The 19,221-nt window shown below is 63.9% G+C and carries 15 protein-coding genes, 6 pseudogenes and 1 riboswitch; of the genes and pseudogenes, 16 read left to right on the top strand and 5 right to left on the bottom strand.

What is annotated here, in order from left to right; all coding sequences use genetic code 11:
- The first annotated feature begins 7 nt into the window (after window positions 1-7).
- The 5 genes from ASE79_RS19945 to ASE79_RS19965 all read left to right on the top strand — a co-directional run bounded on the left by ASE79_RS19945 (window position 8) and on the right by ASE79_RS19965 (window position 4,942).
- The gene (locus ASE79_RS19945) at window positions 8-991 is read left to right on the top strand and encodes a malate dehydrogenase (RefSeq protein WP_056421038.1); all 984 of its coding nucleotides are present in this window, start codon (window positions 8-10) and stop codon (window positions 989-991) included.
- 88 nt (window positions 992-1,079) lie between these two features.
- Window positions 1,080-1,952, top strand: coding sequence for a LysR family transcriptional regulator (locus tag ASE79_RS19950; protein ID WP_055843145.1), 873 nt, complete (start codon window positions 1,080-1,082; stop codon window positions 1,950-1,952).
- Window positions 1,949-3,100, top strand: a complete 1,152-nt coding sequence (locus tag ASE79_RS19955) for a TDT family transporter (RefSeq protein WP_055843147.1) — start codon at window positions 1,949-1,951, stop codon at window positions 3,098-3,100. Before ASE79_RS19950 ends, ASE79_RS19955 begins: the two co-directional genes overlap by 4 nt.
- Window positions 3,101-3,207: 107 nt before the next feature.
- The gene (locus ASE79_RS19960) at window positions 3,208-4,452 is read left to right on the top strand and encodes a molybdopterin-dependent oxidoreductase (RefSeq protein ID WP_200910428.1); all 1,245 of its coding nucleotides are present in this window, start codon (window positions 3,208-3,210) and stop codon (window positions 4,450-4,452) included.
- 13 nt (window positions 4,453-4,465) lie between these two features.
- Window positions 4,466-4,942, top strand: a complete 477-nt coding sequence (locus tag ASE79_RS19965) for a hypothetical protein (protein ID WP_056421040.1) — start codon at window positions 4,466-4,468, stop codon at window positions 4,940-4,942.
- Window positions 4,943-4,951: 9 nt separating this feature from the next.
- Here the strand turns inward: ASE79_RS19965 and ASE79_RS19970 are convergent, their stop codons facing one another.
- From ASE79_RS19970 to ASE79_RS19980, 3 genes are all read right to left on the bottom strand, one after another.
- Window positions 4,952-6,316, bottom strand: coding sequence for a voltage-gated chloride channel family protein (locus ASE79_RS19970; protein ID WP_056421043.1), 1,365 nt, complete (start codon window positions 6,314-6,316; stop codon window positions 4,952-4,954).
- Window positions 6,317-6,339: 23 nt separating this feature from the next.
- A riboswitch (Fluoride riboswitch) is annotated at window positions 6,340-6,416 on the bottom strand.
- A gap of 241 nt (window positions 6,417-6,657) precedes the next feature.
- Window positions 6,658-7,098, bottom strand: coding sequence for a YidH family protein (locus ASE79_RS19975; protein ID WP_056019523.1), 441 nt, complete (start codon window positions 7,096-7,098; stop codon window positions 6,658-6,660).
- Entirely contained in the window at window positions 7,098-8,183 is a 1,086-nt protein-coding gene (locus ASE79_RS19980; RefSeq protein WP_043150693.1) for a sulfite oxidase, read from the bottom strand. Before ASE79_RS19980 ends, ASE79_RS19975 begins: the two co-directional genes overlap by 1 nt.
- 375 nt (window positions 8,184-8,558) lie before the next feature.
- Between ASE79_RS19980 and ASE79_RS19985 the strand changes: the two genes are divergently transcribed.
- Complete coding sequence (locus ASE79_RS19985; protein ID WP_192143182.1) at window positions 8,559-9,287, top strand: DUF6118 family protein; 729 nt, start codon at window positions 8,559-8,561, stop codon at window positions 9,285-9,287.
- 49 nt (window positions 9,288-9,336) lie between these two features.
- On the opposite strand, the gene ASE79_RS20625 is transcribed toward ASE79_RS19985, so the two are convergent.
- Complete coding sequence (locus tag ASE79_RS20625; RefSeq protein ID WP_056677700.1) at window positions 9,337-9,774, bottom strand: MerR family transcriptional regulator; 438 nt, start codon at window positions 9,772-9,774, stop codon at window positions 9,337-9,339.
- 36 nt (window positions 9,775-9,810) lie between these two features.
- On the opposite strand from ASE79_RS20625, the gene ASE79_RS19990 reads away from it, so the two are divergent.
- From ASE79_RS19990 to ASE79_RS20020, 9 genes and pseudogenes are all read left to right on the top strand, one after another.
- Complete coding sequence (locus ASE79_RS19990) at window positions 9,811-10,473, top strand: cation transporter (protein WP_056421045.1); 663 nt, start codon at window positions 9,811-9,813, stop codon at window positions 10,471-10,473.
- 420 nt (window positions 10,474-10,893) lie between these two features.
- The coding region (locus ASE79_RS20630; RefSeq protein WP_156359801.1) for a TolC family protein at window positions 10,894-11,957 on the top strand (1,064 nt) is incomplete at its 3' end.
- A 1-nt stretch (window position 11,958) separates the two neighbouring features.
- Window positions 11,959-12,310 (top strand): annotated as a pseudogene (locus tag ASE79_RS22110) (TolC family protein); the annotation flags it as partial.
- Window positions 12,311-12,426: 116 nt separating this feature from the next.
- Window positions 12,427-13,660: pseudogene (locus ASE79_RS20000) on the top strand (efflux RND transporter periplasmic adaptor subunit).
- A 3-nt stretch (window positions 13,661-13,663) separates the two neighbouring features.
- A pseudogene (locus ASE79_RS20005) lies at window positions 13,664-15,498 on the top strand (efflux RND transporter permease subunit); the annotation flags it as partial.
- Window positions 15,499-15,638: 140 nt separating this feature from the next.
- Window positions 15,639-15,803: pseudogene (locus ASE79_RS22115) on the top strand (efflux RND transporter permease subunit); the annotation flags it as partial.
- A gap of 245 nt (window positions 15,804-16,048) precedes the next feature.
- A pseudogene (locus ASE79_RS21835) lies at window positions 16,049-16,779 on the top strand (efflux RND transporter permease subunit); the annotation flags it as partial.
- 1 nt (window position 16,780) lies between these two features.
- Window positions 16,781-17,460: pseudogene (locus ASE79_RS21840) on the top strand (efflux RND transporter permease subunit); the annotation flags it as partial.
- Between the two features lie 142 nt (window positions 17,461-17,602).
- Window positions 17,603-18,388, top strand: coding sequence for a ZIP family metal transporter (locus tag ASE79_RS20020; protein ID WP_056421053.1), 786 nt, complete (start codon window positions 17,603-17,605; stop codon window positions 18,386-18,388).
- Window positions 18,389-18,632: 244 nt separating this feature from the next.
- Here ASE79_RS20020 and ASE79_RS20025 read toward each other — a convergent pair whose 3' ends face one another.
- Window positions 18,633-18,821, bottom strand: coding sequence for a hypothetical protein (locus ASE79_RS20025; RefSeq protein ID WP_041394287.1), 189 nt, complete (start codon window positions 18,819-18,821; stop codon window positions 18,633-18,635).
- Between the two features lie 179 nt (window positions 18,822-19,000).
- Here ASE79_RS20025 and ASE79_RS20030 point away from each other — a divergent pair, with 179 nt between their 5' ends.
- On the top strand, window positions 19,001-19,216 hold the full coding sequence (locus ASE79_RS20030) for a hypothetical protein (RefSeq protein ID WP_055763301.1): 216 nt from the start codon (window positions 19,001-19,003) through the stop codon (window positions 19,214-19,216).
- Window positions 19,217-19,221: the final 5 nt, after the last annotated feature.

Raw genomic sequence — 19,221 nt, forward strand, 5'->3', positions numbered from 1 at the left:
TTCCAAAATGACCAAGCCCCCCGTCAGGATCGCGATCAGCGGTGCCGCAGGACAAATTTGCTATTCGCTGCTCTTCCGGGTCGCGCAGGGTGACGTGTTCGGACCGGACCAGCCCGTTATCCTTCAACTGCTCGACGTGCCGCAGGCGATGGACGCAGTACGCGGCGTGGTCATGGAACTGGAGGATTGCGCGTTCCCGCTGCTGGCAGATGTGATCATTACTGATGATCCGATGGTGGCTTTCAAGGACATCGATGCGGCCATGCTGGTCGGGTCTCGTCCCCGCTCGAAGGGCATGGAGCGCCGTGATTTGCTCGCTGCCAACGCAGCGATCTTCAAGACGCAGGGCGCAGCGCTGGACGCAGTGGCCAAACGCGACGCCAAGATCCTGGTCGTCGGCAATCCCGCCAACACAAATGCCTGGATCCTTGCGCAAAGCGCACCGGGTTTTCCTGCCGAAAACATCACGTCGATGATCCGCCTCGATCACAACCGCGCGCAAGGACAGCTTGCGGCCAAGGCGGGTGTCGGTGTCGATGCGATTACGAAGCTCGTCGTCTGGGGAAACCATTCGCCAACGATGTTTGCCGACTGGGGGAATGCCGAACTCGATGGCCAAAAGCTTGCCGACCGTATCGGAGACGAGCCTTGGTACCGCGAAACGTTGATCCCCACCGTTGCGCAGCGCGGAACCGCGATCATCGAAGCACGGGGTGCGTCCTCGGCCGCGTCGGCCGCAAATGCAGCGATCGACCATCTGCGCGACTGGGTGCACGGCGCAGGCGATAATTGGGTGTCGATGGGCGTGGTGTCAGATGGCTCCTACGGTATCCCGCAAGGACTGGTGTGCGGCGTGCCGGTGCACTGCATGAGCGGTGGGTATGCGCTTATCGAAGGCCTTACCTTCGATCCGTTCCAGCGATCGATGCTCGATCGCACGATTGCCGAACTGGTCGATGAACGTGAGGCGGTTATCGACATTCTGAAATGACCAATCGGTATATCTGATTGGAATGACCGTAATCTTTGGTTGGTTCGATTGATCTCCTTTCCCTATCATTGGGGCAAGGAGATCGGGCATGACCCTCGAACAACTCAGGATTTTCGTCGGTGTCGCAGAGCGCGAGCACATGACGCGCGCTGCCGAAGCGCTCAATGTGACGCAGTCGGCCGCAAGCGCTGCCATCGCCGCGCTAGAAGCTCGGCACGGCGTGCCGCTGTTCCACCGGGTCGGCCGCGGGATCGAACTGTCCGAAGCGGGCCGCATGTTTCTGATCGACGCGCGCGCCGTCCTTGGCCGTGCGGCGAGCGCGGAACTTGCACTGGCCGAATATGCCGGGCTGGAGCGCGGCACACTGCGGCTGGTCGCAAGCCAGACGATCGCGGGCTATTGGCTGCCCCGCCAGCTAGCGGCGTTCCATGCGCGCTACCCCGCGATCACGATCGAACTGGCGATCGACAACACGGAAGGGGCCGCGGCGCGCGTGCTCGACGGCGCAGTCGAGCTCGGCTTCGTCGAAGGTGTGATCGACGAGCCCGCGCTCGCGCATTGGACGGTCGCGAACGACCGCATGGTGCTGGTTAGCAACCGCGCTGCCGACACGATCGACGAGGACTGGATCCGCGCCGCGCGCTGGATTATCCGCGAGCAGGGATCGGGCACGCGCTCGTCGTTCGAGGAGGTGTTGCGCCAGCGCGGCGTCGATCCGTCGGACCTCACCACCGCGCTGACCCTGCCGTCGAACGAGGCGGTCCGCAGCGCGGTCGAGGCTGGCGCAGGCGTCGCGGTCCTGTCGCAGCATGTCGTCGCACCTGCAATCGCGGCCGGAACGTTGCACGATCTGCCGCTCGGTCTGCCGCGGCGTCCGTTCTACGCGCTGAGGCACAAAGAGCGCTATCGTACCCGGGCGGCCGATGCGCTGACCGATCTCATCAAGGAGACTGGCAAGTGACCGCCGATTTGAAACCCGTTCTCGATGGCCTGAAGCCGCTCAGCCGGCTCGACTCTCCACGCGAGATGATCCGGCAGTTCACCCCCAACTGGTTCGCCGCGACGATGGGCACCGGCATCCTCGCGCTGGCCTTGCCGCAGGTTCCGGGGGTCGGCGCATCGCTGCACCCGGTCGGCGAGGCACTGTGGTATTTCAACATCGCGCTCTTCACGCTGTTCGCCGGGCTCTACACCGCGCGCTGGACCATGTTCGGGCACGAGGCGCGGCGGATCTTCGGGCACAACACCGTATCGATGTTCATCGGTACGATCCCGATGGGCCTCGCGACGATCATCAACGGGTTCCTGGCGTTCGGCCTGCCGCGGTTCGGCGCCGGCGTGATCCCGATCGCCGAGACATTGTGGTGGATCGACGTCGCGATGTCGCTCGCCTGCGGTGTAGCGATCCCCTACCTCATGTTTACCCGGCACGAACATTCGCTCGACGGCATGACCGCGGTGTGGCTCCTGCCAGTGGTCGCGGCCGAGGTCGCAGGCGCGAGCGGAGGCCTGCTCGCACCGCATCTGGCGGACGCCCATCATCAGTTCGTTGTGCTGGCGACCTCCTATGTCCTGTGGGCCTATTCGGTGCCGGTCGCGTTCGGCATTCTTGCGATCCTGATCCTGCGGATGGCTCTCCACAAGCTGCCGCACGAGAGCATGGCCGCCTCGAGCTGGCTCGCGCTCGGTCCGATCGGCACCGGTGCGCTCGGGATGCTGGTGCTCGGTAGCGACGCGCCCGCGATCCTCGCCGCCAACGGCCTCGGCCAGATCGGCGCAGTGGCGCAAGGAATCGGCACGATCGCCGGGCTGTTGCTCTGGGGCTTCGGCCTGTGGTGGCTGGCGCTCGCGACGCTGATCACGATCCGCTACTGGCGCGCGGGCATTCCGTTCAACCTTGGGTGGTGGGGCTATACCTTCCCGCTCGGCGTCTACACGGTCGCGACCTTCAAGCTCAGCACGACGCTCCAGCTCGGCTTTTTCGGGATCGTCGGCACCGTCCTCACGATCGCACTCGCCGCGATGTGGCTGCTGGTCGGCGCCAAGACGGTCGCAGGCGGCTGGCGCGGAAACCTGTTCGTGTCGCCCTGCATCGCCCAAGCCAATTAAAGGGCCGAACTGATCGTCCTGCCGGATCGAACCGGCGCATCCGATCGACCCGTACCGGGCAGACCGGCGGACAGGTCGCGCATACAGATCATGACAGAAACGGGAGAATGTTGGTGGACAGCCTGGATATGAAACTGGCGCAGGAGACGAACCGCCGTCGCTTTCTCGCAGAGGCTGCGATCGGCAGCGGCGCGCTGATCGCCGCACCCGCGCTGGCGCAGAGCATGGTCGACCTGCATCTGCCGGGTGGCCCATCGGAACGGCCGATGACCAGTGCGTTCCCCGGCAAGGGCAGCATGATCCTCCAGCGGATCCACCCGCCGCTGCTGGAAACGCCGATGAGCGTGTTCAATGGCGACGTCTTTACGCCGAACGACCAGTTCTTCGTCCGCTGGCACTGGGCCGACATTCCGACCGCGATCGATGTCGAGGCATTCCGGATCAAGGTGCACGGCGCGGTCACGCGGCCGCTGTCGATCTCGCTCGCGCAACTGCTGAAGCTGCCGCGCGTCGAGCTGGCGGCAATCAACCAATGCTCGGGTAATTCGCGTGCGCTGTTCCAGCCGCCCGTCGCGGGCGCGCAGTGGCGCCACGGGGCCATGGGCAACGCCAAATGGCTAGGCGTGCGCCTGCGCGACGTGCTCGACATCGCCGGCGTAAAGCCGGGCGCGGTCGCGGTACGGTTCGGTGCGCTCGACCAGCCGGTGGTTGCGGGCGCACCGGATTTCGCCAAGTCGCTGTCGATCGACCACGCACGCGACGGCGAAGTGATGCTGGCGTTCGGAATGAACGGCGAGCAGATGCCGCTCCTCAACGGCTTCCCGGTCCGGCTGATCGTACCCGGCTGGTATTCGACCTATTGGGTCAAGATGCTGAACGACATCGAGGTGCTCGCCGCACCCGACGACGGTTACTGGATGGCCAAGGCTTACAAAATCCCTGACACTCCAGGCGCGAACGTGCGGCCTGGCCAGAAGGATTTCCCGGCCGTCCCGATCAACAGGATGATCCCGCGCAGTTGGGTCACGAGCCTCGACGAAGGGCAGGCGATCGCGTTCGACCGGTCGATCCCGCTGGGCGGCATTGCGATGGGAGGCGACTGCGGCGTCGCCAAGGTCGACGTGTCGACCGACAACGGCAAGAGCTGGTACAAGACAACGCTCGGCCCCGATCACGGCAAATACAGTTTCCGCCGCTGGGATGCGCAGGTGCCGCTCAGCCATGCGGGCCCGACCAGGCTGATGTCGCGCTGCTGGAACACCGCCGGCGTTGCGCAGCCGATGACACCGATCTGGAACCCGGGCGGGTTCATGCGCGGCAACATTGAAACCACCAACATCGTCGTCGGCTGAGGAGCGCTCCCCCATGAAAACGCCTTCCATCGGCACGCTGTCGTTCGGGTTCGTCGGCGCGACCGTCGTTCTGCTTCTTGCGATCGGTGCCCCGAACAGCCGCATCGCCCCGCCGCCTGCCGCCCCGACCGCACCACCGCCGCCAAGCGTTTCGGCGCGCGGCTTCTCGCTGGCGTCCACCTCGGTCGATCTCCCGACCGACGAAGGGCAATATCCCGCCGGCCCGCATGCCGACGTCATCAATGCGAACTGCACCTCGTGTCATTCGGCGAGCATGGCGCTGAACCAGCCGCCACTCTCCTCCGATCAGTGGACCGCGGAGGTCACCAAGATGCGCGAGGTCTATAAGGCGCCTGTGGCCCAGGCCGACGTACCGGCGATCGTCGCTTATCTGACTGCCATGAGCGCAAAGCAGCCGGGCGCCGCGAAGGGCAAGGCGCAAGACCCCGATCCGAAGGCTTCGCCCGACGTATCGGGGGGATCAGGCTAAGCCATCAACTCACGACACGCGGTTCTGGGCGCGAAGTGCTGTGCGGCGTGTACGTGTCTCGCGCAGTGTTGCATTGGGCGCGAGGCCGTTCGCGGGCACCTTGGGTATCGCAACGCGCTGCGACAGGTAGATGCCGTTGTGGCCCGAGCAGAGATAGGCCACGAAACAGGCGACGGCGATCGGCACCGCATAGCCGGCGCCAAACAGTTCAATCCCCATGAAGGTGCAGGCGAGCGGGGTATTGGCAGCCCCGGCAAAGACCGCGACAAAGCCGATCGCGGCGAACAGGCCCGTCGGCACGCCCAAGAAAGGCGCCAGCGCGTTACCGAGCGCTGCGCCGATGAAGAACAACGGCGTGACTTCACCGCCTTTGAAACCTGCGCCGAGCGTGACGACGGTAAACAGGAGCTTGATCGCCCAACTCCACGGATGCGTGTCCGGTCCGAAGAAGCTGGCGATGGTAAGGCTGTCGTGCCTCGCTGCCAGGACACCCAGGCCCAGATAGTCGCGCGTGCCGAACAGGAAGACGAGTGAGATAACGAAGACCCCGCCGATCACTGGACGTAGCGGACCATAGGGAACGATCCGCTTGAGCCATCCCCCGACCAGGTGGTTGGCTTCGGCGAAGGCCAGACCGACCAGTCCGAATATGATCCCCGCAACACCTGCCTTCGTCACGAGCAGCGCATCGACCGGTATCGACGCGCCGATCGGGTAGACGCCGTGATGGATACCCCAGGCGAGGCACGTCCAATCGCCGACTAGCGCTGCAACGAGGCAAGGCACTAGCGCGGAGTATTCGACGCGGCCGATCGCCAGCACTTCGAGCGCGAAGACCGCGCCTGCGATCGGCGTGCCGAAGACCGCGCCGAACCCGGCTGCGATCCCCGTCATCAACAGGATGCGCGTGCCGCCCGCATCGAGGTGGAGCGCGCGGCCGAAACCGCTGGCAAGGCTTCCGCCTAATTGGACTGCGGTGCCTTCACGTCCGGCCGAGCCACCGAAAAGATGCGTCACCACTGTGCCGAAGAAGATGAGCGGCGCCATCCGCAGCGGCACACCGCCGCCCGGCTCGTGGATCTGCTCGACGATCAGGTTGTTGCCGCCCTCCACCGAGCGCCCGGTGAGATGGTAGAGCAATCCGACCACGAACCCGCCCACCGGCAGCAGATAGAGCAGCCAGGGCGATGCGAACCGCAGTCGCGTAACGGTATCAAGACTCAACAGGAACGCCGCACATAGCGTCCCGACGAGTGCCGCCATGGGCAGCAAGATCAGCGCCCAGCGCAGGACAGAGATCGCATGGTCGTGACGATCGCGCATGAATGCCGCGACGTTCAGCGTGCCGACGAGATTGCGAAAGGTAGCGCGCACAATTCCTCCTTGCTGCCCGAAGGCGCCAAGTAGGAATCATCAGCTCTTATCAGAGCGGTTCGGCCAAATTGCCCGGCAGAAATCCATTGCCAAAGTCGATCTATGAGACGTTTGCCCCAACCGTCAATGGGCATGTTGGTCGGGCAAATGCTCGGACCGGCCGGTCGTTAGCGTCTATCTGAGCCCGTTATATGTACCGACTCCGGTTACGTTGCATGCGGGACCAATCGGTTTCGGCCCGCGCGTCGTTCTCGAGCTGCGTCGCAAGGAGCTATACCGCACGAAAGCCGCCGATGCGCTGCTGGAGCTGATCGGCTCGCAGCGCGGTTGGCGTCGCTGCGCTACGAGCGTGCCGTCCAGATGCCGACGAGCGCGGCCAGCGACACGAGCATGAGAAACCCGTTCATCACCACGAGCAACGCCGCGGGCAGGCGCTTTATGTCCGGTCGTGGCGGCGGGGCGCCGGCACCCATCTCTCGCCACACCGCGGCGACGAAGCAAAAGGCGCTGAACAGGATCAGCATCGTCCCGGTCGCCGTCGCCAGCCACGGGAACACGACGTCCTTGAGCAGCGCGCGCGCGCCGATCCCGGAAGCGAGCGCCGCCAGGCCGGTACGCACCCAGGCGGCATAGGTGCGTTCGCCGGCGAGGATTGTGCGGTCTGCAGCAAGCTCCGTGCGACGATCAGCGCTGTCCACCTGCTGGACTGCGCTGTCCTTTAGCGAGCTCGCGCTCTCCGCGAGCTTCGCATGGGCCCGATCGGCGTTGTGCGGCGCGTCCATCAGCCAGCGGTGACGGTGATGCGATGCCAAGCCGTCGAGAGATAGCCGGCGAAGTTCCAGATCGCTTCGGGCCGTTCGGGCTGCATCTGCCCGGCACCGTCGACGGCGCGCACGACCAGGACGTGGAGCCCGGGCGAGAGATCGACCGTGACGTGCCACTGCGTCCAGCTCCAGGGTGAATCCGGTTGGCTGGTCAGTTCCGCCTGCAGCCAGTCGGTGCCGTCATTGACGGAGACCTCGACGCGCGAGACCGCTCGGCCGAAGGCGACCGCATAGCCCGCGATTTCGCATGCGCCGGCGCCGATATGCGCGCCGTCCACGGGGGCGCAGATCGCAGCGTTGAGCGGCATCTCCTCGATCGTCAGGCCCCGGTCCCAATCCGCGTCCTCCTTCGCTACCGACGCCGGAAAGAGCTTGTAGTCCTTGGCCTGGATCGGCGCATCGGACGGGCGATCGCGCACCTCGATGCGCGTCAGCCACTTGGCGCTACGAACGCCCGCATAGCCCGGCACGACGAGCCGCAGCGGTGCGCCATGTTCGGGGGCCAGCACCTCGCCGTTCATGCCCCAGGCGATGAGCACGTCCGGCTCTAGCGCCTTGGCGATCGAGATCGAGGCACCGAACGGCGCCGTCTCACCATCGACATCCACGTCGTCGGCCCCCGTAGTGCCGACGAACGACGCGCCATCTTGGATGCCGGCCGCGGCGAGTACGTCGCACAGTGCGACGCCGGTCCAAGCCGCATTGCCGATCGCGCCCACGTCCCAGGGATCGCCCGAAGTCTTTTCCACGTCTTGAAGATGTGCCCGACGATTGCCGGCGCACTGCATGGTCGCGGTCACTGTCCGGGTCGCAAATGCCGTTTGAAGTTCGGCGACCGTGTAGGAGCGCGGGCGGTCGACCAAGCCGTCCAGCGCTATACGATGATCGTCGGCCAGCTCCGGCGTAGGTCCGTGACTGCGGATGTAGAAATTCGCCTGCGGCGTCAGGAAGGACGTGATCAGTTTATCCGGAGGCGTTTCCGCATTGAGCGGCTCCGGACAGCGGAGGATCAGATTCTGTTCGGCGCGATCGGATGCGGTCATGCAAGCGGCCTACCATGATGAAATCAATAGCGAAATCGATCGTTTTGCTAGGCGATGTCACCCAGACTCTTTCGATAGCTTATCCCTTTCTAGACGGCGGTGGAGCGATCACTATGCCGTCGCGCGAAGGCGCCGAGCGCCAGACAGCCTTTCCCGTAGATCGTCGCGATGTGGCTGGACTTGCTACGACGGCTTTGTCCCAAAAGTCGTCGCTAGGTACTAGGGATGACGGAAAACCCTGTCGCCATCGCAGATGCGCGACAAACGGGTGTTTTCGGACACCCAAGCAGACCTGTCGGCGCTTAGCGTATATCTGGGTCCATTCTATGTACCGACCCCGGTTTGTGGTTTCATGCAGTAAAGGGGAAGAAGTGCATGAGTGACGATCACGAACCGGACGCCGCAGCGGAGGCGTTTGAAGGTGTCCGCGGTGAGCTTGCGCTGTTGCGCCGCGCCGTCGAGCGGCTGTCCGCGGAGCGCGCCGAGGTGCCGGAGATACCCGATTACAGCGAGACGCTGGGGAAAATGGCGAAGGCGCTCAACGCGACCATGCAAAATGTCGGCGTGCTGGCGAAAACGGCCGAGGACAATGTCGCGCCGCGCTATGTCGCCGACCGGATCGTCGCGGCTGGCGGCCATGCCCGCGACGAGGATCGGCGCATGATCGCGACCGCCGGTGAGAAGATGGACAAGGCGACGACCGCTTTGCACGGTATCGGCGGTTCTGCCCGCCGTGCGGACGAGCAGCGCCGTACCTTGTGGCAGGTCGGTGCGGGAGCGTGCCTGGGCGGGGCGCTGCTATGGACGATCGTGCCGGGGATCATCGCGCGCGAGCTCCCGGGGAAGTGGCAGGTGCCCGAGTGGATGGCAGCGCGCACGCTTGACCTACCGAAATGGGAAGCCGGGCAGCGCCTCATGCGAGCTGCTGGGCCGGATGCTTTCGCCAACATCGCGGCAGCCGATCGGATCATCACCGCAAATCGCAAGGCTGTGCAAGCCTGCTACAAGATAGCTGTGAGGACTAAGAAGACGGTGCGCTGTACCATCGAGATCAGTCGGGATGACGTGGCGGCAAGAAGTGCGATCGTCAGCTCCACGGATTGAAGTGCCCAAGCGGTGCAAGCCGATCATTCCACCGGACAGCAGCGATGCGCTATGCGGAAGGGGCAAGTGCTTCGATGATCCGGCAGTCGGCGACGGTGTTGCGGCTACAGGAATCTATTAGCGCGTCGAGTTCACCAGCAAGCGCGGTGAGGTCTGCAATTTTGCGTCTAATCGCGTCGCGGTGTTGGTTGGCAACGACATCGACGGCGATGCAGGACTGATCGCGCCGATCGGCAAGCCCCATAAGCTCGCGCACCTGATCGATTGAAAAGCCAAGATCACGCGCGCGACGGATGAAGGACAGGCGGCGTAGATGCGCGCCCTCATAGGTCCGATAGTTCCCCGCCGATCGCTCAGGAGCCGGCAGCAAGCCAATCTGCTCATAGTAGCGGATCGTCTCGACTTTCGTGCCGGTCGCACCAGCCAGTTTTCCGATCGTCAGTTTCTCAGACACAGCGCTTGACCCTCTAGCGACTAGAGGGTGCATATAGGCTGTCAGATCGATTCTATCGAGGTGGCGAATATGGCCTGCACAAGCTGCGCGTCCGACAAGGCGGACACTCTCAACGACCCTAAGTGGCGGCGCGCGCTATGGATTGCGCTCGCCATCAATGGCGGCATGTTCGTTATCGAGATCGTTGCCGGCATCACGGGTGGATCGAAGGCGCTGCAAGCCGACGCGCTCGACTTTTTTGGGGATACTGCGAACTACGCAATCAGCCTTGGCGTTGCCGGAATGGCGATAGCCTGGCGCGCACGCGCTGCGATGTTGAAGGGGGCGACGCTTGCTTTGCTAGGCGTCTATGTCTTGTTCGCGGCGGGATGGGGGGCGCTCCACGACGCAACGCCCCATGCCGAAATTATGGGCGTGGTCGGCATCGCCGCGTTGATCGCGAACCTTGTAGTCGCGGTCATGCTGTACCGCTTTCGAAGCGGTGATGCGAACATGCGGTCAGTGTGGATTTGCTCGCGTAACGACGCGATTGGCAACATCGCCGTCGTACTGGCCGCAGGCGGAGTGTTCGGCCTCAACAGCGCGTGGCCTGATCTCGCCGTCGCCACCTTGATGGCTGTGTTGGGAATATCGGGCGGTGTTCAGATCATGCGGCAGGCACGCGCCGAAATGCGTAGCGAGCCCTCACCCGCCCCCGCTACTTACCAGCAGTCGTTACATGGCAGTCGGTAAGCTGCTAAGGCGCGGGCCGATGCACCGCCTCTCCGCCCTGTTCCTCAGTTTCATGCTCGTGCTTATGCTCGGGCTTGGATCAGTCGCGCATGCGACCGAAGGCGTGACGTGCGTTGATACCACAGCGGTCAGCTCCCTCGATCATTGCGACGGCGATGCCGACCAAGTGCCGGCAGACGCCGACAAGGCTTATCCTCACCATCATGGTGGTTGCCACGGCCATCATGTCGGCGTGCCGATCGCGTCCGATTCAACCGGACCAGCCAGCAGCGTTCGTATGACTGCATCGATGTGGCGCAATGCGCCCAAGGCCCCGGTAGCGTCGGACCCAGCCCTACGTCCTCCCCAAGCCTGACCAACGCCTAATTCCGCCGGGAAAGCCCGTGCGGATGCCCAAGGTTCGTCAGGAGTCCGTTACCCATGCACCGTTTTATTGCGGCCTTATTGGCCGTGGCGTCGTGCGCGTCGATCGCACAGGCGCAGTCAGCCGATCCAACATCGACCAGTCCCCCGCTCACCCTTGAGCAGGCGCTTTCGCTTGCCGGAGCCAGCGCCCCCAGCCTTGAGGCTGCCACGGCTGGCGTCCGGGCAGCACAAGCAGGCCGCACGGTTGCCGGCTACCGCCCGAACCCGTCGATCGTCGCCGAGACCGAGAACATTGCCGGCAGCGGCCAATATCGCGGTCTTCGAAGCGCCGAGACAACGGCAGGTCTGGCACTACCGATCGAGTTGGGTGGCAAACGATCGGCACGGATCGCTGTCGCAGATGCGATTGGTAATCGAGCGAGGATAGGCACGGCGTTGGCCGAGGCTGATCTACGGCTTGCCATCACGCAGCTCTACATCGAGGCGACCGCAGCGGAACGCCGACTGGTGACCGCGCGCGAGCAGGCCGGTATCGCCCGCGAAGCATCGCGCGCAGCCGGCGTCCGCGTTCAAGCGGGGCGAGCATCACCGCTCGAACAGCAGCGCGCCGATGTATTGCGGATCAACGTGGAGACGGCTGTGGAGCGCGCAGAGCGGCTTGCCGAGGTCGCCCGAAGCAATCTTGCCCGACGGATCGGCCAACCCCTCACGGGACCGTTGGACTTGGTGTGGTTCGGCCGTGTCGAGGGCTTTGGTCCAGCGCGGCCGATCGAGACCGCCGGGACGCTGGCATTGGCGGCGACACGCGCGGACGTGACAACGGCAGAGGCACAGGTGCGGCTTGCTAGGTCGCAGCGCATTCCCGACGTGACACTCAGCGCCAGCGCACGACGGCTTGAGGCTACGAACGACGTGGCAGCGGTGTTCGGGCTGTCGATCCCGTTCCCACTGTTCAACAACGGCAAGGCGGCAGTGGCGCAGGCGCGGGCGCAGACTGATCAGGCGCAGGCGCTACGTCGCGCGGCCGAGCTGGATACCGCGCAGGATATCGCAAGCGCACAGGCGAACGTCGCGAATGCCGCGACGACCGCTCGCAACGCCAGCGGGCCGGCATTGGCNGGCGCAGGCGCTACGTCGCGCGGCCGAGCTGGATACCGCGCAGGATATCGCAAGCGCACAGGCGAACGTCGCGAATGCCGCGACGACCGCTCGCAACGCCAGCGGGCCGGCATTGGCGTCGGCAAGCGAAGCCGCTCGGATCGCCCGGATCGGCTACCGGGAGGGCAAGTTCGGTCAGCTCGATTTGCTCGATGCCGAACGTACCCTGTCCGAAACACGAACCGCCGCGATCGATGCGCTCGCCACCTATCACGACGCCAAGGCACGCCTCGAACGGCTCGTTGCCGCAGCGCCCTCGMCCGAGGAAACGCGAGTTGACGACCATCCCTGCCGAGGCGGTGTACAGCTTGGTNGTACCCTGTCCGAAACACGAACCGCCGCGATCGATGCGCTCGCCACCTATCACGACGCCAAGGCACGCCTCGAACGGCTCGTTGCCGCAGCGCCCTCGACCGAGGAAACCAATCAATGACGAAGACCATCATGCGGGCGCTCGCACCTGTGACCCTGGCTGTCCTCCTTGCCGGATGCGGCGGGGGTGGCAACGGCGAGGCCGGTGAGAAAGCCGGAGCCGAGAAGACCGAAGGTGCCGAGGCCAGCGAAGCCAAGGAGGGTCCAAAGGATATCGTCACCCTGTCCGCGCAGCAGATTGCGGATGCCGGGATAGAGGTTACGCGTCCTACAGTAGGCGGCGTGGCCGGAGCGATCGAGCTATCGGCAACGATCGAGGGCGATCCTCAGGGTGTGCAGAGGCGGCGTGGCCGGAGCGATCGAGCTATCGGCAACGATCGAGGGCGATCCTCAGGGTGTGCAGGTTGTGTCCACCTCCGTAGGCGGTCGGCTCGTTTCCCTCACCAGCAATCTCGGGCAGTCAGTCAGCCGGGGAGACCCGCTGGCTATCATCGAAAGCCGGGAAGCGGCATCACTGAAAGCGGAGGTAGAAGCCGCGCGCGCGCGTTCCGCACTCGCCCAATCAAACCTTCGCCGCGAACAGCGCCTGTTCGCTGAACGTGTTTCGCCAGAGCAGGATCTGGTCGCAGCGCGGACGGCAGCGACGGAGGCCAGCATTGCCCTTCGCCTCGCGCAGCAGCAATTGTCAGCGACGGGCAGCGGAGGCGGCGCGCTCAACCGCATCGCGGTTCGCTCGCCGATCGCCGGCCAGGTCATCGCGAGATCCGCTACACTCGGGCAGGCGGTCGCGGCCGATGCAGAGCTGTTCCGCGTCGCCAACCTGTCGAAGGTCACTGTAACCACCTCACTCGTCCCCACCGATGCCGGTCGGGTGAAACCCGGCGTGCGTGTCGAAGTGACGGCACCGGGGCGGCGTCAGGAGGGGCGCGTCACGTTCGTATCCCCCATTCTGGACGAGACGACCCGATTGGTGCCGGTGATCGCTACCCTCGACAACGCCGGCAGCACATGGCGCGTCGGCGAAACGGTCAACGTATCGATCCTCGTTCCTGCGACCGGGGACCGCACCGTCGCCGTGCCATCGGCCGCAGTGCAGATGATCGAGGACAAGTCGTTCGTGTTCGTCCGCACTGCGACAGGATTCCGGGCAATTCCCGTGACGCTTGGTCGCACCAACGGCGGGCAAGTCACCGTAACGGCAGGCCTTACCGGCTCGGAGCGCATCGCTTCCACCAACAGCTTCACGCTCAAGGCCGAACTCGGCAAGGGTGCAGGCGGGGATGAGGACTGAGCCATGATCGGTCGCATCGTCACCCTCTCCGTCGAGAAGCGCTGGCTCGTCCTGCTTCTCACCATCGCGGCTGCATTGCTCGGGATTGGCGCGCTGCGTCAGCTTCCGATCGACGCCGTACCCGACATCACCAATAACCAGGTGCAGATCAATGTCGTTGCTCCTGCCCTCTCCCCCGATCAGATCGAGAAGCAGGTTGCGTTCACGGTCGAAACCGCGCTCGCGGGCATTCCTGGCCTTGAATATACCCGCTCGCTAAGTCGCAATGGCTTTGCCCAGATCACAGCGGTTTTCGGTGAAAAGACCGATATCTACTTTGCGCGAGCGCAGGTCGCGGAACGTCTGCGAACCGCTGAGGAAGACCTTCCCGAAGGTGTGAACCCCGAGATGGGGCCGATCGCTACGGGCCTCGGCGATATCTTCATGTGGACGGTCGAATATCGCGAGCTGGACCAAGTTCACCACCGCAACGGCGAACCCGGCTTGCAGCGCGATGCCAGCTATATCACCCCCGAGGGGGATCACCTTGTCAGCGACGCCGACAAGGCGACCTATCTGCGCACCGTACAGGATTGGATCGTCACGCCGCAGCTCAAAAGCACGGCCGGGCTTGCTGGCGTCGACTCCCTTGGTGGCTACACCAAGGAATATCTCGTTATTCCGGACATACAGCGCATGGCGGCAATGCGGCTAACGCTTCAGGATCTCACCACCGCCCTTCAGCGCAGCAATACCAGCGCGGGCGCTGGCGTGGTCAACCGCAACGGAGAAGGGCTGGCGGTTCGATCGGATGGGCGTGTTCGCAACGCCGACGAGCTGGCACGTACCGTCGTTGCCACCCGCGAGAGCGTTCCGATCCTGCTTAACCAGATCGCGACCGTTCGCACCGGGCAGGCGCTACGCATGGGATCGGCGTCAGAAAACGGCCATGAAGTTGTCGTCGGCACCGCGGTTATGCGGATCGGGGAGAATAGCCGCACGGTATCGACCGGCGTTGCCGAACGGCTGACGCAGATCGGCCGCTCTTTGCCGGTCGATGTTGTCGTGAAGCCGGTCATGAACCGGACCGAGCTGGTGAACTCCACAATTTCGACGGTTGCCCGCAACCTCGCCGAAGGTGCGGTGCTGGTAATCGTCGTTCTGTTTGCGCTGCTTGGCAATTTCCGCGCGGCGCTGATCGCGGCCTGCGTCATTCCGATCACGATGCTGCTGACCAGCATCGGCATGTTGGAGGCGGGCGTTTCCGCAAATCTGATGAGCCTTGGTGCGCTCGACTTTGGTCTGATCGTAGATGGCGCGGTCATTATTGTGGAGAACGCATTACGGCGTTTGGGCGAGGCGCAGCATGGTCGTGATGACGTGCTGACCATCGAGCAACGTCTCGGGATTGTCGCGGCGTCGGCGCGCGAGATGATCCGGCCATCGGTGTACGGGCAGGCTATCATCATCCTTGTCTATGCGCCGTTGCTCACCTTCACGGGTGTCGAAGGCAAGATGTTCGAGCCGATGGCGCTCACGGTCATCATCGCTCTGGTGTTCGCCTTCATCCTATCGCTGACCTTCATACCGGCAGCGATTGCGATCTGTCTCAGCAAGCGGGTCGAGGAGAAGGAAAGCCGCGTCGTCACCTTCCTCCGGAAACGTTATGAGCCGGGACTTGATGCGGCAATGCGCCGACCCACCCTCACCATCGGCGTCGCGATCGGTGCGCTGGCACTCGCCGGGGCCGCTTTTACGACATTGGGGCAGGAGTTCTTGCCGCAGCTCGATGAGGGCAACATCCTCGTGCAGGCGGTCCGCATCCCGGGCACATCGGTCGATCAGAGCCAGGCGATGCANCATGACGTTCTTTGAGGAAGATGACGTGGACGAGGAATATCGAGAAGGAGTCGACAGAGACAAGAAGTTGGCTAGACGAGGAAGCCGCAGCTTGCGCTCGGCATCCTGTACTGCGGTCTTCCGGTGCTCGCGCTGAGCCGCTTTTACGACATTGGGGCAGGAGTTCTTGCCGCAGCTCGATGAGGGCAACATCCTCGTGCAGGCGGTCCGCATCCCGGGCACATCGGTCGATCAGAGCCAGGCGATGCAATTCCAGGTGGAAAAGGCACTCGCCAAGGCCCCTGAGGTCCGCTTCGCCTTCTCGCGCACCGGCACGTCCGAAATCGCATCGGACCCGATGCCGCCTAACGCGACCGACACCTTCGTCATCCTGAAGCCGAAGAAGGAGTGGCCCGACCCCGGCCTGTCCAAGGAAGAGCTGGAGCGCGACCGACGCGATCAGGTCCGTTCTTCGTCAGCACGAACGTCAAGTTCTAGGCGAACCCGTCCCCCTCCCCACGCAAGGGAAGGGGGACAGCGCCGGTCGGCATGAAAAAGGGCGGGGTGCGCACCGGCACGTCCGAAATCGCATCGGACCCGATGCCGCCTAACGCGACCGACACCTTCGTCATCCTGAAGCCGAAGAAGGAGTGGCCCGACCCCGGCCTGTCCAAGGAAGAGCTGGTCGAGCGGCTGGAAAAGCGGCTCTCCACTCTGCCCGGCAACGCCTATGAGATCACTCAGCCGATCCAGATGCGGTTCAACGAGCTGATTGCAGGCGTGCGCGGCGACATCGCGATCAAGGTCTTTGGCGACGACTTTGGCGAGATGAACGCGACCGCAGATCGGATAGCCGGCATCCTTCGAAAGACGCGGGGTGCAGCAGACGTGCGGGTTGAACAAACCGAAGGCTTGCCGATGCTCGATATCCGGCCGAACCGCACTGCCATGTCCCGCGTCGGGGTGACGGCGGGTGACGTGCAGGACACGGTTGCCGCAGCCATTGGCGGCCGACAGGCTGGCGTGATCTTTGAAGGCGATCGTCGCTTCCCCGTCGTGATCCGGATGGCCGAAAGCTCACGATCCGATCTGACGGCGGTTGCTCAGGTGCCGGTGCCGACCGGCAGTGGCGGCTTCGTACCGCTATCGACAGTGGCGGATATCGCCGTGGTCGATGGTCCCAACCAGATCAGCCGCGAGAACGGCAAGCGGCGTGTCGTGGTGCAGGCCAACGTGCGCGATCGAGACGTGGCCGGTGTCGTGGCTGATGCCCGGTCAGCCATCGACGCTCAGGTGAAATTNAACGGCAAGCGGCGTGTCGTGGTGCAGGCCAACGTGCGCGATCGAGACGTGGCCGGTGTCGTGGCTGATGCCCGGTCAGCCATCGACGCTCAGGTGAAATTGCCGCCTGGCACGTATCTCGAATGGGGCGGTCAGTTCGAGAACCTGGCATCTGCCCGCGATAGGCTTAGCGTTGTGGTGCCGATCTGCTTCGTGGTCATCATGTTCCTGCTCTACGGCGCGCTTGGCTCCGTCAGGGATGCGTTGATCGTGTTTACCGGCGTTCCGCTGGCGCTGGTCGGAGGCATCCTTGCGCTGGTGCTAAGAGGCATGCCGTTCTCCATTTCAGCGGCAGTCGGCTTCATCGCGCTATCAGGTGTCGCGGTTCTCAACGGGCTGGTCATGGTGTCGTCCATCCATGATCTGATGCGGCAAGGCATGGGTCGTGCGGTAGCGGCGCATCAAGGCGCTCTGGCGCGGCTCCGGCCAGTTGCGATGACGGCGCTCGTTGCGTCGCTTGGCTTCGTGCCGATGGCACTTGGTCATGGTGCTGGAGCCGAGGTGCAAAAGCCGCTGGCGACCGTCGTCATTGGTGGCCTGATATCCGCAACCTTGCTCACCTTGTTCGTGCTGCCGACGCTCTACGCTCGTTTCGGACGGCGCGAGCTGCCAGCCCCATCAGGGGGACACATCGAACTGCCNGGCCTGATATCCGCAACCTTGCTCACCTTGTTCGTGCTGCCGACGCTCTACGCTCGTTTCGGACGGCGCGAGCTGCCAGCCCCATCAGGGGGACACATCGAACTGCCGCCTTTGAGTCATGACAGCGTGAGGGCTTAAGCTATGCAGGCCGTTGCCTTCACGCTCATTCCCGTCGTCGCCGTACTGATCGGCTCGCTATTCGCGGTATCGAGACGGCCAAGTGATGCCTTCGTAAGCGCYATGCAGCACTTGGCGGCAGGCGTCGTGTTCGCCGCAGCGGCAGCCGAGATCCTGCCCCAGGTGATGCACGAAGGTTCACCGATCGCGACATTCACAGGCGGCGCGCTTGGCATTCTCGTGATGCTGTCGCTCAAAGCCCTTGAGGGTCGCGCCAGTGGCGTGATGCACGAAGGTTCACCGATCGCGACATTCACAGGCGGCGCGCTTGGCATTCTCGTGATGCTGTCGCTCAAAGCCCTTGAGGGTCGCGCCAGTGGACCGATCGCCATGCTCGGTGCGGTCGCGGTCGACATCCTGATCGACGGGCTTGTTCTCGGGTTGGCGTTCGTCGCTGGCGGGAAGGCTGGCATGTTGCTGACGATCGCGTTGACGTTGGAGGTGCTGTTTCTCGGACTGACCGTGACGACCGAGCTGGGCGAGACGATCAAGTCCAAGGCGCGGATCATCGCGATTACGATGGGGATCGCGTTGTTGCTGCCGATCGGTGCGGCGATAGCGACTCCCGTTGCGACGTTTCCGCCCGTCGTCATCGCCGGGTTTCTCAGTTTCGGTTTGATGGCGCTGCTCTACCTTGTGACGGAAGAGCTATTGGTGGAGGCGCACGAGAAGCCCGATACCCCGCTTATCAGCGCCATGTTTTTCATCGGCTTTTTGGGATTGCTCCTGATCGAGGAGTTTTTGGGCTGACCGCTCGACGTGGAACGTCTTGGACCGATGATGATGACGTCGAGCTTCGTCGGCGTATCGAGGCCAGGCAGACTCTGGCGGTAATCGCACGCGAGATGGGCCGAACGATGGATGCGGTTCGGGGAAGAGCCTCAACCCTACGGGTAACTCTCCGCTCGTCACAGCGACCATGGCGCGACGGCGTGCCGCGGCGGGTAGATGTAGACTAGGAAAATAGGGGCGGCTGCCCGCCCCTATCCAGCTTTTAGCCGTGCTTCATGCCGCCCTTGGCATGATCGCAGCAGTCCGCGGCCTTGGCTTTTGCGCCATCCTTGCAGCAGTCCGCACCGTCCTTGCAGCACGCCATGTCGGCGCAGCAATTGGCGACAGCGGCGAATGCGCCAGTCGACAGGGTGAGGGCGAAGGCAGCGCTGATGAGCTTGAACTTGGTCATGATATTCTCCGAAATTTACGTGTGATGGTGTTCGACGTCACACGGTTTGCGGAGGGGGCGTGGCCGGAGCGTATGCCATGCCCAAAAGGCCCGTCTGTGGAGCTGGCCAAGGCGATAGATGGGAGGACGGAACCAGCCCGATATGCTCGACGGTTTCGCCGGCAACCGCAACGCACGGTATGGCGCAGGCCGACGCAGGTGCCTTTTTGATGGGAGCGCCTGCTGATTTGCTGGCGCAGTCCATCATCGCGGACGCAGCCGGAGGCGCGGCCATCGCCATCGTCTCGCAGAGCGGGCCAAGCCGGACCAGCAACATCACTGCCAGGACGAAAAACGCCATGGAACGCAATATCTTGGAGAATGGGCGAGCCCGGCGTTTCATTGGATGCATCTAGAAGCA

The organism is Sphingomonas sp. Leaf28 (assembly GCF_001421685.1).
Taxonomy (GTDB): domain Bacteria; phylum Pseudomonadota; class Alphaproteobacteria; order Sphingomonadales; family Sphingomonadaceae; genus Sphingomonas; species Sphingomonas aurantiaca.

Coding starts and splice junctions, on each gene's coding strand:
- ASE79_RS20625 (WP_056677700.1), bottom strand. CDS start 9,774: ATGCACCCTCTAGTCGCTAGAGGGTCAAGCGCTGTGTCTGAGAAACTG.
- ASE79_RS19980 (WP_043150693.1), bottom strand. CDS start 8,183: ATGACCGCATCCGATCGCGCCGAACAGAATCTGATCCTCCGCTGTCCG.
- ASE79_RS19950 (WP_055843145.1), top strand. CDS start 1,080: ATGACCCTCGAACAACTCAGGATTTTCGTCGGTGTCGCAGAGCGCGAG.
- ASE79_RS19985 (WP_192143182.1), top strand. CDS start 8,559: ATGAGTGACGATCACGAACCGGACGCCGCAGCGGAGGCGTTTGAAGGT.
- ASE79_RS19945 (WP_056421038.1), top strand. CDS start 8: ATGACCAAGCCCCCCGTCAGGATCGCGATCAGCGGTGCCGCAGGACAA.
- ASE79_RS19975 (WP_056019523.1), bottom strand. CDS start 7,098: ATGGACGCGCCGCACAACGCCGATCGGGCCCATGCGAAGCTCGCGGAG.
- ASE79_RS19990 (WP_056421045.1), top strand. CDS start 9,811: ATGGCCTGCACAAGCTGCGCGTCCGACAAGGCGGACACTCTCAACGAC.
- ASE79_RS20030 (WP_055763301.1), top strand. CDS start 19,001: ATGGCGCAGGCCGACGCAGGTGCCTTTTTGATGGGAGCGCCTGCTGAT.
- ASE79_RS19960 (WP_200910428.1), top strand. CDS start 3,208: ATGTTGGTGGACAGCCTGGATATGAAACTGGCGCAGGAGACGAACCGC.
- ASE79_RS20025 (WP_041394287.1), bottom strand. CDS start 18,821: ATGACCAAGTTCAAGCTCATCAGCGCTGCCTTCGCCCTCACCCTGTCG.
- ASE79_RS19965 (WP_056421040.1), top strand. CDS start 4,466: ATGAAAACGCCTTCCATCGGCACGCTGTCGTTCGGGTTCGTCGGCGCG.